11 protein-coding genes and 2 pseudogenes are annotated in these 13,325 nt (G+C 67.6%); 6 read left to right on the forward strand and 7 right to left on the reverse strand.

The features are described from left to right. Positions 1 to 7 precede the first annotated feature (7 nt). From lpxD to lpxB, 5 genes and pseudogenes are all read left to right on the forward strand, one after another. Positions 8 to 1,009, forward strand: a pseudogene (gene lpxD / locus LRS10_RS16700) (UDP-3-O-(3-hydroxymyristoyl)glucosamine N-acyltransferase); the annotation flags it as partial. Positions 1,010 to 1,018: 9 nt separating this feature from the next. Then, positions 1,019 to 1,489 carry a 3-hydroxyacyl-ACP dehydratase FabZ gene (fabZ, locus tag LRS10_RS16705; RefSeq protein WP_257839193.1) on the forward strand — a complete coding sequence of 157 codons (471 nt, stop codon included), beginning with the start codon at positions 1,019 to 1,021 and terminating at the stop codon, positions 1,487 to 1,489. A gap of 4 nt (positions 1,490 to 1,493) precedes the next feature. Beyond that, positions 1,494 to 2,291, forward strand: a complete 798-nt coding sequence (gene lpxA, locus LRS10_RS16710) for an acyl-ACP--UDP-N-acetylglucosamine O-acyltransferase (protein WP_257838248.1) — start codon at positions 1,494 to 1,496, stop codon at positions 2,289 to 2,291. Beyond that, positions 2,291 to 3,121, forward strand: a complete 831-nt coding sequence (locus tag LRS10_RS16715; RefSeq protein ID WP_257838249.1) for an LpxI family protein — start codon at positions 2,291 to 2,293, stop codon at positions 3,119 to 3,121. The genes lpxA and LRS10_RS16715 overlap by 1 nt, the downstream gene beginning before the upstream one ends. Before the next feature lie 24 nt (positions 3,122 to 3,145). Beyond that, positions 3,146 to 4,297, forward strand: a complete 1,152-nt coding sequence (gene lpxB / locus LRS10_RS16720) for a lipid-A-disaccharide synthase (RefSeq protein WP_257839194.1) — start codon at positions 3,146 to 3,148, stop codon at positions 4,295 to 4,297. Positions 4,298 to 4,351: 54 nt separating this feature from the next. Here the strand turns inward: lpxB and gltA are convergent, their stop codons facing one another. The 3 genes and pseudogenes from gltA to lexA form a co-directional block, all read right to left on the reverse strand. Further along, the gene (gene gltA / locus LRS10_RS16725) at positions 4,352 to 5,632 is read right to left on the reverse strand and encodes a citrate synthase (RefSeq protein WP_257838250.1); all 1,281 of its coding nucleotides are present in this window, start codon (positions 5,630 to 5,632) and stop codon (positions 4,352 to 4,354) included. A gap of 57 nt (positions 5,633 to 5,689) precedes the next feature. Next, positions 5,690 to 7,097 (reverse strand): annotated as a pseudogene (gltX, locus tag LRS10_RS16730) (glutamate--tRNA ligase). Positions 7,098 to 7,649: 552 nt separating this feature from the next. Beyond that, a complete protein-coding gene (gene lexA, locus LRS10_RS16735; RefSeq protein ID WP_257838251.1) occupies positions 7,650 to 8,339 on the reverse strand; it encodes a transcriptional repressor LexA in 690 nt (229 codons plus the stop codon). A 548-nt stretch (positions 8,340 to 8,887) separates the two neighbouring features. Here lexA and LRS10_RS16740 point away from each other — a divergent pair. After that, positions 8,888 to 9,328 carry a hypothetical protein gene (locus tag LRS10_RS16740; RefSeq protein ID WP_257836339.1) on the forward strand — a complete coding sequence of 147 codons (441 nt, stop codon included), beginning with the start codon at positions 8,888 to 8,890 and terminating at the stop codon, positions 9,326 to 9,328. Between the two features lie 402 nt (positions 9,329 to 9,730). On the opposite strand, the gene LRS10_RS16745 is transcribed toward LRS10_RS16740, so the two are convergent. From LRS10_RS16745 to LRS10_RS16760, 4 genes are all read right to left on the reverse strand, one after another. Beyond that, positions 9,731 to 10,780, reverse strand: coding sequence for an IS110 family transposase (locus tag LRS10_RS16745; RefSeq protein WP_257838252.1), 1,050 nt, complete (start codon positions 10,778 to 10,780; stop codon positions 9,731 to 9,733). A 142-nt stretch (positions 10,781 to 10,922) separates the two neighbouring features. Further along, positions 10,923 to 11,696 (reverse strand): indole-3-glycerol phosphate synthase TrpC, encoded by a 774-nt coding sequence (trpC, locus tag LRS10_RS16750; protein ID WP_257838253.1) that lies wholly within the window; start codon positions 11,694 to 11,696, stop codon positions 10,923 to 10,925. Then, positions 11,693 to 12,706: an anthranilate phosphoribosyltransferase gene (gene trpD / locus LRS10_RS16755; RefSeq protein ID WP_257838254.1), complete on the reverse strand. Its 1,014-nt coding sequence runs from the start codon at positions 12,704 to 12,706 to the stop codon at positions 11,693 to 11,695. Before trpD ends, trpC begins: the two co-directional genes overlap by 4 nt. 12 nt (positions 12,707 to 12,718) lie before the next feature. Next, a complete protein-coding gene (locus LRS10_RS16760) occupies positions 12,719 to 13,309 on the reverse strand; it encodes an aminodeoxychorismate/anthranilate synthase component II (RefSeq protein WP_257838255.1) in 591 nt (196 codons plus the stop codon). Positions 13,310 to 13,325: the final 16 nt, after the last annotated feature.

The following is a 13,325-nucleotide window of genomic DNA, read 5'->3' on the forward strand; positions in this document are numbered from 1 at the left end:
ACGGACCATGCCCGATCCGCGCTTCTTCGAGGACCTGGGACCCGTTCCCCTCGCCGAGCTGGCCAGGCTCGGCGGGGCGGAGATGTCCGACGCCGACCCGGCGGGTGTCGTCCTGATCCGGGGCGTGTCGATCCTCGCCCAGGCGGGACCCGACACGATTACCTTCCTGGCCGATCGCAAACACATCGCCGCTTTGGAAGGCCAGCCCGGGGCCTGTTTCGTGCAGGCGAAGGACGCGGCGGCCTTGCCGGCGGGATGTGTTGCGCTCGTCGCGACCAATCCCCAGGCCGCCTATGCCTTGGCGGCCCAGCGTCTCCACCGGCCGCGGACAGGCGGCGGCGAGGCGCGGGGGGCGGACGTCGAAGTGGAAGAGGGCGCCACGCTCGAGGCCGGAGTGGTCCTGGGTTCCGGCGTGAAGGTCGGCCGAGGCACCCGGATCGGCGCCAACACCGTGATCGGTCCCGGTGTCGCGATCGGCCGCGACTGTGACATCGCCGCGAACGTCACCATAGGCTTCACCCTGATGGGAGATCGTGTGCGCATTCTGGCCGGCGCACGGATCGGGGAGCCCGGCTTCGGCGCGACCGTGGGCCCGATGGGCTTGATCGACATTCCGCAACTGGGTCGTGTGATCATCCAGGACGGGGTGACAATCGGGGCCAACACGACCATCGACCGCGGCGCTTTCGACGACACTGTGATCGGCGAGAACACCAAGATCGACAACCTCGTGCAGATCGCCCACAACGTCCGCATCGGGCGAAACTGCGTCATGGCCGCTCATACCGGAATCTCCGGCAGTGTGGCGATCGGCGACGGTGCGCAGTTCGGCGGTCGCGCCGGCGTCGCCGACCATGTGACGATCGGCGCCGGCGCCCGGGTGGGCGCGGCTGCGGGCGTCATGAAGGACATCCCGGCCGGCGAGACATGGGGCGGCATGCCGGCTCGTCCCATCCGGGAATGGCTGAAGGAAACGGCGTGGCTCGCCCGGATGGCGAACCGCAGAGGGGGCTGGACAATGACGCGCAAGGCGCCTGCCGGGCAGGACCCGACGCAGATCGACATCACCGAGATTCTCGAGCGGATCCCGCATCGCTACCCGTTTCTGCTGGTCGATCGCTGCGAGGAGTACAAGCCGAACGAGTCGATCGTGGGCATCAAGTGCGTGACGGTGAACGAGCCTTTCTTCCAGGGGCACTTCCCGGACTATCCAGTCATGCCCGGCGTCCTGCTGATCGAGGCCATGGCTCAGACCGGTGCGGTCCTGATGTCGAAGTCCCTTGAGGTGGATACCGAAGGCAAGGCGATCTTCTTCATGTCGGCCGACAACTGCCGGTTCCGCCAGCCGGTGCGGCCCGGCGACGTCGTGCGGATGCAGGTGCGGGTGGTGAAGCACCGCGGCGACATCTTCAAGTTCGCGGGCGAGGCGCTGGTCAACGGCAAGGTCGCGGCCGAGGCTGAGTTCGCCGCCATGGTCGTGGAAACCTGAACTCGTGGCCGCGCAGGTCCATCCCACCGCCATCGTCGCTGACAGCGCCGAACTCGCCGACGGGGTGTTCGTCGGCCCTTTCTGCATCGTCGGCGAGGCCGTCAGGATCGGCGCAGGGACGCGGTTGCACGCCCATGTGGTGGTCGAAGGCCGCACGACGATCGGCGCCAACAACCAGATCCATCCCTTCGCCGTGCTGGGCGGTCCCCCGCAGCACACGGCCTACAAGGGCGAGGACACCGAGCTTGTGATCGGTGACAACAACCTCATCCGCGAACACGCGACGATGAACATTGGCACGCCGCACGGCGGGGGCGTGACGCGTGTGGGGTCCAATGGGCTCTACATGATCGAGAGCCATGTCGGGCACGACTGCATCGTTGGCGACAATGTGATCCTCACGAAGCAGGCGACCCTCGGCGGCCACTGCGAGATCGGCGACTTCGTCATCGTGGGCGGCCTGGCGGCGGTGCACCAGTTCACCCGGGTCGGCCGCCACGCGATGATCGGAGGCCTGGCTGCGGTCGTGAAGGACGTGATTCCGTACGGCTCGGTGTGGGGCAACCACGCGCACCTCGAGGGGCTGAACCTCGTGGGACTGAAGCGGCGCGGGTTCGATCGTGAGACCATCAATACGCTCCGGGCCGCCTATCGCCTGCTGTTCGCCGACGAAGGCACCTTTCAGGAGCGGCTTGAGGACACGGCAGAGACCTACGCCGCCAGCCCGCAAGTGATGGAGATCATCGACTTCATCCGCGCCGACGCCAGCCGGCCGCTCTGCCTGCCCGAACGCGAAGTCTGATGAAGAAGCTGGGGCTGATCGCCGGCGGCGGAGGCCTGCCGGTGGAGATCGCCGAGCACTGCGAACGCTCCGGCCGACCGCTCTTCGTGGTCCGGCTGAAGGGCTTCGCCGGCGGCGACCTGGCGCCGTACGCAGGCGCAGAGGTCGGCATCGCGGAGGTCGGCAAGTGCATCAAGGCGCTGAAGCGTGCGGGCTGCGAGGCGGTCTGCCTGGCCGGGAATGTGGCGCGGCCGGACTTCTCCAGCCTCGTGCCGGATCTCCAGGGCCTCAAGCTGCTGCCGAAGGCGATCGCCGCCGCGCGTCAGGGCGACGACGCCCTGCTGCGCCTCCTGGTCGACGTCTTCGAGAAGGAGGGCTTCGAGGTCGAGGGCGCGCATGAGGTCATGGACGACCTGTCGCTGCCGCTGGGCTACCTCGGGGGCCGCCGGGGGGCCGATGAGGACCTTCACGACGCGCAGCGCGCTCTGGACGTCGCGCGCGCCGTTGGACGTCTCGATGTCGGTCAGGCGGCCGTTGTCGCCCGCGGCCTGGTGCTGGCGGTGGAGGCCCAGGAGGGCACTGACGCGATGCTGACCCGCGTAGCGGGCTTGCCAGCGCATCTGAGAGGCTCGCCGGGCGCCGGTCGGGGGGTGCTGGCCAAGGCGCCCAAACCGATCCAGGAGACCCGTGTCGACCTGCCGACCATCGGCCCGGCGACTGTCGAGGGCGTTGCACGCGCCGGACTGGTCGGCATCGTCGGGGAAGCAGGGCGCCTCCTCGTTCTCGACCGCGCGGCGGTGATCGCGCGGGCGGACGAACTCGGCGTCTTCATCCTAGGGGTGGACGCCTAGGTGGCGGACGCGGCGGTCAAGGTCATGCTCGTCGCCGCCGAGGCCTCGGGCGACGACCGCGGCGCAGGGCTCATGCGAGCGCTGAAGCAGCATATGAGCTGCGGCGTCCGGTTCGTTGGCGTCGGCGGCGAGCGAATGCGCGCGGAAGGCCTCGATAGTCCCTTCGAGATCGCTGAGCTGTCAGTCCTCGGCCTCGTCGAAGGCCTCAAGGCCTATCCCAAGGTCGTGCGCCGCGTGCGCGAAACCACGGAGTTGGCGAAACGCGAACGACCGGACATCGTCGTCCTGATCGATTCCTGGGGCTTCACGCTGCGTGTCGCCAAGGCGTTGCGGAAGCTCGATCCGCATCTGCCGCTGGTAAAGTATGTGGGTCCTCAGGTCTGGGCCTCGCGACCGGGGCGGGCCAGGACGACGGCCGAGACGTTCGACCATCTGCTTTCCATCCACGCCTTCGATGCGCCGTACTTCGAGGCCGCAGGCCTCCCGGTCACCTTCGTTGGCAACTCGGCGCTCGCGGTGGACTTTTCCGCCGCGGACCCGGCTCGCCTCCGCACCCTGATCGGCGCAGGGGCCGGTGATCCGATCCTTCTGGTGCTGCCGGGCAGTCGTCCGGGGGAGATAGAGCGGGTGCTGCCGGCCTTCGAGGACGCCGTCCACAGACTGAAGGCGGATCGACCGGAGCTGCACGTGGTCGTGCCGGCCGCCGGAACTGTCGCCGACGCCGTGAAGGCCCGGGTCGCCGGGTGGCCGCACCGTGCCCACGTGCTCGAAGGCGAGGGCCCCAAGCGCGACGCCATGAAGGCGGCCACCGTGGCGCTGGCCTGCTCGGGCACCGTGACGACGGAGCTTGCCCTTGCCGGCTGTCCTATGGTCGTCGGCTACCGGCTCGCCCCGTTGACCTACGCCATCCTGAAGCGGCTGATCCGCACGAAGTATGTGACCCTGTTCAACATCGCCGCCGACGACATCGTCGCCCCCGAGTTGATCCAGGACGCCTGCAATGGGGAAGCCCTGGCGCGCGAGGTGGCGCTGCGTCTCGACGATCCCGGAATTCGCGAGCGGCAGGTGGCGCGACAGTATGCGGCCCTGGACAAGATGGGACGCGGCGGCGCGGATCCGAGCGAAGCGGCGGCCGCCGCGGTGCTGGATCTTCTGGAGCGGCGGACCGGCCGCTAAACGGAAAAGGCCGGACCTTTCGGTCCGGCCTTTCGACTTTCGCTTTCGAAGCGGTTAGCGCTTCTCGACGGCCACATAGTCCCTCTGCGGCGCGCCGGTGTAGAGCTGGCGCGGACGTCCGATCTTCTGCGACGGGTCCTCGATCATTTCCTTCCACTGGGCGATCCAGCCAACGGTCCGGGCGAGTGCGAACAGCACCGTGAACATCTCCGGCGGGAAGCCCAGGGCCCGCAGCGTGATGCCCGAGTAGAAGTCGACGTTCGGATACAGCTTGCGTTCGATGAAGAACTCGTCGCTCAGCGCAATCTTCTCCAGCTCCATCGCGACCTTGAGCAGCGGGTCGTTGGAGTGGCCGACGGCGGCGAGCACCTCGTGGCAGGTCGTCTGCATGACCTTCGCGCGCGGGTCGTAGTTCTTGTAGACCCGGTGACCGAAGCCCATGAGCAGGCGCTCGCGGTTCTTCACGCCCTTCACGAAGTCCGGGATGTTCTCGACGGTCCCGATCTCCTTCAGCATGTTCAGCGCTTCTTCGTTCGCGCCGCCGTGCTTCGGACCCCAGAGCGAGGCGATACCCGCCGCGATGCACGCGAACGGGTTGGCGCCCGACGAGCCGGCCAGGCGAACGGTCGAGGTGGACGCGTTCTGCTCGTGGTCGGCATGCAGGATGAAGATGCGGTCCATGGCGCGCGTCAGGACCGGGTTCGGCTTCCAGTCCTCGGCCGGGACCGAGAAGCACATGCGGAGGAAGTTCTCAGCGTACGAGCAGTCGTTCCGCGGATACACGAACGGCTGGCCCAGCGAGTACTTGTAGGCGCGGGCGGCGATCGTCGGAATTTTCGCGATCATCCGGTGGGCGGAGATCATCCGCTGTTCCGGGTCATCGATGTTGGTGCTGTCGTGATAGAAGGCCGACAGCGCGCCGACGGCGCCGACCATGATGGCCATCGGGTGAGCATCCCGACGGAAGCCTTGGAAGAAGCGGTCGAACTGCTCGTGCACCATCGTGTGGTAGGTGATGTTGTGCTCGAACTCGGCGTATTCGGCCGCTGTTGGCAACTCACCGTGCAGCAACAGGTAGCAGACCTCGAGGAAGCTCGACTTTTCCGCCAGCTGGTCGATCGGGTAGCCGCGGTGCAGCAGGATGCCCTGGTCGCCATCGATGAAGGTGATCTTGCTCTCGCACGAGGCGGTAGACGTGAAGCCTGGGTCGTAGGTGAAGACGTCGGCGCCGGAGTACAGCTTTCGGATGTCGACAACGTCCGGGCCAGCCGTACCCTTCAGGACGGGGAGCTCGACGGTGCTGCCGCCGATGCCGATCTTCGCCGTGTCGCCCATGCGGACTCCTTTCGCGGATGCGAGATGAAACGCTCGTTCGAGCGGCCTTATAACGCTTTACGCCCGGCGTGAAAGCGCATCGTCAAGGCGGGCCAGACTTTCCGCTCGGGTTAGCGCCACCATCGCACCAGCGAGGTCTGGGCGCCGGTGCGCCGCCCGAGAGGATTGCGCGCAGTTGCGGCCCGAATTTGCCGAGGCCGACGCCTTCCTGTTCGGCGAACGCGCGGATCGCGGCCTCCAGGTCCGGCACGTCCCAGTGGGGCAGGGCGTTCAGCGCGTCCCGCAGGCGCGAAAGGCGGCCCACCATCTCCTCGGTCATCGCCGCCTGCGCCTTCTCGGGCAACTCCAACGGCCGGCGCTTGAGCGCGAAGACCACAGCGTCCGCCAGCTCCAGCACCGTCTTGGCGCCGTCGCGGACGAAGGGAATGGTGCGCTCGATGACGGCGATGTCGCCCGTCTCCAGCGCCCAATCGCGGCTCGCCAGGACGTTCTCCACAAGCGCCGCGAGCCGCACGGGCTCCGCTTGACGGATGTAGTGGTTGTTCAGGTGGTTCAGCTTCGCCCAGTCCAGACGGGCCGGCGCACTGACCACGTCCTCGATGTCGAACCAGGCAATCGCCTGGGCGTCCGAGAAGATCTCGTCGTCGCCATGACCCCAGCCCAGCTTGGCGAGGTAGTTGCGCATTGTCTCGGGCAGATAACCCATGGCTTCGAAGTCGGTGACGGATTGAGCGCCGTGCCGCTTCGACAGCTTCGCGCCGTCCGGCCCGTGGATCAGCGGAAGATGGGCCCACACCGGGACCTCCCAGCCAAGACCCTGGTAGATAAGCGTCTGGCGGGCGGCGTTGTTGAGGTGGTCGTCACCCCGGATGACGTGAGTGATGCCCATGTCATGGTCGTCGACCACGACCGCCAGATTGTAGGTGGGCGTGCCGTCGGTGCGCAGCAGGATCAAGTCGTCCAGCGAACGGTTCTGGAAGCGCACCTCGCCCTTCACGGCGTCGGCGATGACCGTGTCGCCCTCAAGCGGCGCCTTCAGGCGCACGACGAACGGCCGGTCGGGTGCATCGTTCGGCGATGAGTCGCGCCAGGGCGAGCGCACGACGCGACCCTCCGCGCGCGCGGCTTCGCGTTCGGCCTCCAACTCTTCGGGCGTCATGTAGTCGCGATAGGCGGCGCCGTTGGCGAGCAGCGTATCCACCGCTTCACGATGGCGCGCCGCCCGGGCGAACTGGAAGACCGGCGGCTCGTCCGCCTCCAGGCCCAGCCATTTCAAACCATCGAAGATGACCTGAACGGCCGCGTCGGTGGAGCGCTCGCGATCCGTGTCCTCGATGCGCAACAGGAACTGCCCGCCGGTGTGCCGGGCATAAAGCCAGTTGAACAGGGCGGTCCTCGCCGTGCCAATGTGCATCATGCCGGTAGGCGAGGGGGCGATACGGGTGCGGACGGGACGGTCTGCCATCGATCTCGAGAGGTCTGGGGGAGCGGGCGCGGGGGCCGCGGCGGCGCCTCTTAGCACGCCGCTTCCGCGTGCGACCAGCCTCGCCACGGTCTGGACATGGCCGCAGGACCAGACTGAGGCGCAGCTCGACCGCTGGACCCTCTCGACGCCGGTGGCGTTCGGCGTCGGCTGCGCCGCCTACTTCGGGCTCCTGCGCAAACCCTTTGCGTAGGCCACCCTAGGCGGCGGCGCGCTCGCGCTCAGCGGGACGCCGACTTTCGGGCCGTGGGATCGGCGGAGCTCTATCGCGAGCCCCGGGGCGAGGCGTGGGCGCAGGATCGGTGCTGGCGACGACCGTGGACCTGGGGTTGCGATCCGCGATGATCTTCGCCCGTTGGCCGGGGAGCCCCGGCGGCCTCGGCGAGATCACCCGGCGGTTCTTGCATCTGGCGGCACGGCGCTGGCTCGCAGCGGTTTGACGGGCAGGAAGGCGTTACGAAAGCCGCCCGCCACGGCGTGGCGGGCGGGTGTCCATCGTCGATGTCGTGTCCGCCGCCGCCTAGCGGCGAGCGGCTAGTGATAGCGGCGGATCAGCCCAACCAGGCGACCCTGCACAGAGACCTGATCCGGTCCGAAGATGCGGGTTTCGTAGGCCGGATTGGCGGCCTCGAGGGCAATGGAGGCGCCCTTCTTCCGCAGGCGCTTCAAGGTCGCTTCCTCGCCGTTCACAAGCGCCACGACGATATCGCCCGAGTTGGCGCTGTCGGTGCGGCGGATGACCACGAAGTCGCCGTCCAGGATCCCCGCGTTGATCATCGAGTCGCCCTGGATCTCGAGGACGAAGTGCTCGCCGGCGCCCAGCATGGCTTCCGGCACCGGCAGGCGATCGCGTTCCTGCTGGATGGCCTCGATCGGGGTGCCGGCGGCGATCTTGCCGAGGATCGGCAACTCGCGTGTGTCATTGGCTGCGACGGGCATTTCCTTTGCGGCGTCCACGAGCTGGGGCTTGAACGGGGCGCGGCCCTTCGGCGGAGCCGCCGCGGTCGCCTGTTGCGGCAGGCGGACCACTTCCAGCGCCCGGGCCCGGTGGGGCAGGCGACGCAGGAAGCCCCGCTCCTCAAGCGCTGTGATCAGCCGGTGGATGCCGGACTTCGACGCCAGGTCCAGTGCTTCCTTCATCTCGTCAAAGGACGGCGAAACGCCAGTTTCCTTGATGCGCTCATGAATGAACATGAGCAGCTCGTGCTGCTTGCGGGTGAGCATCGGGCGACCTCTGGAACAAAGCGCAAACGTTGGCTCGTGTTCTCTAGGTGTTCCGAGTTAATGTCAAGTTCTCTAACCGCCTGCAACCCCCGGGCTGCTAACGCTTGGAATTCCCCAGGGATTTTGGGCCCGTAGCTCGGGCGTCGATGTCAGGTCAGCGCGAAGATCCCGAATCGAACATTCGGGGCGATCTGTCCTCGACAGCTGCTCTGTTCCGCGCAGGGATCGCAACGCCCAGCCTGAAGAGACCGAAGGGCTCAGAGGGCGGCTCCGGGGCGCGGAGACTCCCGTGGGAGGCTTCGGGAGGCGCAGCCGAGTAGAGCCCGACCCGCAGGGGCGCGTATTTGCGGAGTGCCTTCAAACCGCCCTCGCCATAAACTCGTCACCTGGTGAGGCTTCGCTTCTAACGCGATCTCACGCGGGGCGGTCATTTGGCACGTGGACGGGTTCCCCTTGGCGCAGCCGCGTTCTCGGTCCTCCTACATGTAGCTGCACTTAGCTGGCTGTTCCTGCGGGGGACCGAGGAGAGGGTGGCGGAGCCTCCCCCGATGGTCGTCGAACTGGTGGATTTGAGTCGCCCAGAGCCCAAGCCACCGCAGCGCGAGGCTGCTCAAACAGGGCGACCGCAAGTCGTTCAGCGAGTAGCTCGAGAGCCGGTCGAGAAGCTCCAGCTTAACCCGCCTGCTTCGGCGTCGACGCCAGCAAATTCAGCGCCGGACCTGATGGCGGCGCCTTTTGCAGAAGGCCGTCGCAAAGCCCCGCCAACCGAAAGCCGGCGCCGCCCTTGTGATCCAAGGGTGATCGACGAGACGTTGGAAGAGTGTCGGCGAGAACAGGAGATCGCGCGTGGCGTCACGCGTTCCTTCGATCCCCAGAACGGAGACGACGAGTTCGCGAGAGAGGCACGCAGGAAGGAAGCGATGAGAGCCTATCGTGAAGGCTCGGGTGGCTACCCTGGCCTGCGGTGCGCGATCTTTCACCGTTGCTGAACTTCAACAGCGCTCAGGCCGTGGCCATGCGGTAGTTCTGCCTTCCGTTAGACAATGCTCAAATGGTCGGCCGGGCGCCCCTCAAAGTCACGCGCGCAGTGCCGATGGCGCGCGGAGCGCGCGATCGAGCCTGCCTACGATCCCTGCGAGATCGGGCGCCCGGCCGTTGCGCAGCAACGGCGGATGTCGTCGTACGCAATCGTGTGCCGCTACCGAGAAGGAGGTCCAGATGTCAGGCGCATGGTTCTCTTCGAGGTCGGGCGAGCCGCCTCATCCTGGGTGGTTCGGTGGGAGTGGCGTCTCAGGGTTACACGCGCGGTCGGGGCACGCGATTGACATTGCGAGATCGCCAGACCCGTCGTCCTGACACGGACGCTTCCGCCTGGGAGCGGAAGATTTAGATCAGGCCGCCGCGGTCGCGGGCGGCTCCGATCGCCATTCGAATTGTGTGCCGTCGACCCAGATCGCGTGGAGCAGCACCGCGAGTTTGCGGGCGACGGCGACGCGCGCCCGCTTCAGACCGTTCTTGCGGGCGAGGCGCACGCCCCAGGCCTTCAAGGCGCACCACGAAGGGACCTGGTGCAGGAGGACGCCGGCGGCCTCGTACAAATATGTCCGCGCGAGCTCGTCTCCCGTCTTGGAGATGCGGCCGGTCCACTCGGACTCGCCCGACTGATAGACGCGGGGCACGAGGCCCAGATACGGGCCCACAGCCTGCGACTTGGTAAAGCGCTTCGGGTCGTCGATGGCGGCCTTGAAGGCCAGCGCCGAGATCGGGCCGATGCCGGGGACGGTCATCATCCGGCGGACGTCGTTGTCGTCTCGCGCCAGCCGGACGAGCTTCGTCGTGATGGCCTTCAGCTGCTCTTCGGTGGCGACCAAGACCGCCAGCAGAGGATCCAGCACCGGCCTCGCCCACTCATGCTCGGCAGCGAGCGCCTGCACCTTGGCGCGGAAGCCCTTGCCGGCGGTGGAGGTCCGCGCGAGTCCGAAGACCTTGAGGGTGCCGCGCAGCTGGTTGCTGACGTTGCGCACGACCTGCATGAGCTGCCGGCGGGACAGCAACAGGGCGCGCATGAACTGAGCGTCCATGCTGCGCACCCGCGCTTCGCGGTACCACCCCAGCCGCACCAGCTCGGCCAAGCCGCGCGCGTCGTTGCGATCGGTCTTCTGGACACGCAGGGACAGCGCTCGGTGAGCATGACGGGTGTCGAGACACACGACGGGCAAACCGTGGGCCTGAAGCTCGCGCCAAAGCCACGGCGCCGTGGTGCCGGTCTCCATACCCACGCGCTCAAGCTGCCCCACGGCATGCTTGCGGATAGCGCCGGCGATCATCGCGGCGTCGGTAGGGACCTTGGCCTCGAACAGCTTCTTGCCCGTGCCGTCGACAACGCACACGGCCGTCTCGGCCAACGAGACGTCCAGGCCAACATACGATTGTTGCTGCATCCCGAGATCCTCCTGCTGGTGGGTGCTGCCGCCCACCGTGCTGGTGGAATGGCGACGACAGGAAGGCGGTTATGCCAGGTTACGAACCTTCCCACTGAAAATGCGAAGGAATTCTGGAAGGCGCGGCGGCTGAACTTGCGACTCAGACCAGCAGTTGACGGGTTGCGGCTGTGACGTCCGGCTGACGCATCAGGCTCTCGCCGACCAGCATCGCCCGCGCACCGCAGCGTTCAAGCCGCGCCGCGTCGGCGGCCGTGAAGATCCCGCTCTCGGTGACGAGAAGGGCGTCGGGCGGAGCGAGCGCGGCCAAGCGCTCGGTATTGGCCAGATCGACGGTGAAGGTCCGGAGGTCGCGGTTGTTGACCCCCACGAGGTCAGCCCCAAGGCGACCGGCCCTATGCATCTCGGCCTCGTCGTGCACCTCGACGAGCGCATCCATTCCCAGGCGCCGCGCCTCGGACATCAGGTCGGCGGCTAGGGCGTCGTCGACCATGGCCAGGATGACCAGGATGGCGTCGGCCCCGAGCGCGCGCGACTCGGCGACCTGCCACGGGTCGATCAGGAACTCCTTGCGGATGCAGGGGAGGGCGACTGCGTCTCGGGCGGCGACCAGATAGTCGTCGCGGCCCGCGAAGCTCGGCGTGTCGGTCAGCACCGAGAGGCAGGCTGCGCCGCCGGCCTCGTAGGCGCGCGCGAGGGTCGGCGGATCGAAGTCGGCGCGGATGACGCCTTTGGACGGCGAGGCCTTCTTGATCTCTGCGATCAGCGCCAGCCGGCCTGGCGCGTGCTTACGCTCCAAAGCGGCGCGAAATCCCCGGGGCGGACTCGCCGAAGGCGTGATCGTCGGGCGGTGCGCCCTGCGCGCTGAGACCTCGTCACGCTTGTAGGCGGCGATCTTCTGCAGGATGTCGGTCACGTGGCGGTGGCCTCGACGAGCTTGTCGAGGGCCGCCTTCGCGCGGCCGTCGTCGAGGATGGCGTAGGCGAGCTCGACCCCCTCACGGAGCGTCTCGACCCTGTCGGCGACGAGAAAGGCCGCTGCGGCGTTCAGCGCGACGATGTCCCGGTAGGCGCCAGGTTCACCGCCGAGCAGTCGTCGCAGCGCCTCGGCGTTGTCGGCGGGCGCGCCGCCGGTGAGATCGGCGAGTGCGGCGCGGCGCAGCCCGACGGCCTCGGGCGTGATCGTGAAGAGGCGTACCTTGCCGTCGCGCAGCTCGGCCACGGCTGTCTCCCCGGTCGTGGTCATTTCATCGAGGCCCGAGCCGTGAACCACCCAGGCCCTTTCGGAGCCCAGCATGCCCAGCGCCTCGGCCAGAGGCTTCACCCAGCGCTCGGCGTAGACGCCCACGACCTGGCGCTCAGCCCCCGCCGGATTGGTCAGCGGCCCGAGCAGGTTGAAGATGGTCCGAAAACCCAGCTCGGCGCGGATCGGCGAGACATGGCGCATCGCGCTGTGGTGAGCCGGCGCGAACATGAAGCAGATCCCGGCGCTTTCCAGCGCCCGGATCTGAGCCTCCGGCGGGGCTGCGATGTTGACGCCGAGTTCGGTGAGCACGTCGGCCGTCCCGGACTTGGAAGACATGGCCCGATTGCCGTGCTTGGCGACCTTCAGCCCGCCGCCAGCCGCCACGAAGCCCACGGCGGTCGAGATGTTCAGGGTGTGCAGGCCGTCGCCACCGGTCCCGCATACGTCGATCGTGGGGAAGCCCGGCTCCAGACGAACCGCCGCCTGCCGCATGGCCCGGGCGCAGGCGGCGATCTCACCCAGCGTCTCGCCGCGCATGCGCATCGCTGTAAGCGCCGCGCCGACCTGAGCCGGGCTCGGCTCGCCCCGGAGACAGGCTGCGAAGAACGTGTCGGCGTCGCCATCCGACAAGGTCGCACCGTCGGCGAGGCGCGAGAGCAGCGGCTTGAAGGCGTCGGACATGGGGGGCGGAGATCAGGCCTGGGCCGGCCGCTTCACGCCGGCGATGTCGAGGAAGTTGCCCAGCAACTCATGGCCACACTCGGTGGCGATTGATTCCGGATGGAACTGGACCCCGTAAATGGGGCGCGTCTTGTGCTGCACGCCCATGATCTCGCCGTCGTCGGTCCAGGCTGTGACTTCGAGGTCCGCCGGGAGCGCCTGCTTCTCGACCGAGAGGCTATGGTAGCGCGTCGCCGTGAAGGGGTTCTTGAGGCCGGCGAACACGCCTCTCCCGTCGTGGTGAATGAGGCTGGTCTTGCCGTGCATCAGGGCCTTGGCGCGGACCACGTCGCCGCCAAACGCCTGGCCGATCGACTGGTGGCCGAGGCAGACGCCGAAGATCGGCAGGTCCTGCGGCGCGGCCGCCAGCAAGTCCAGGCAGATGCCCGCCTCGTTGGGCGTGCAAGGGCCTGGAGAGAGCAGGATGGCGTCAGGCTTCAGGGCCAGCGCTTCCTCGACGCTGACCGCGTCGTTGCGGACGACATGCGTCTCCGCGCCCAGCTCGTTGAGATAGTGGACGAGGTTGTAGGTGAAGCTGTCGTAGTTATCGACGACCAGGATCATCCGCTTCCATTAGGCT

It is taken from the genome of Phenylobacterium sp. J426, assembly GCF_024699945.1.
In the GTDB taxonomy this organism is placed as follows: Bacteria; Pseudomonadota; Alphaproteobacteria; order Caulobacterales; family Caulobacteraceae; genus Phenylobacterium.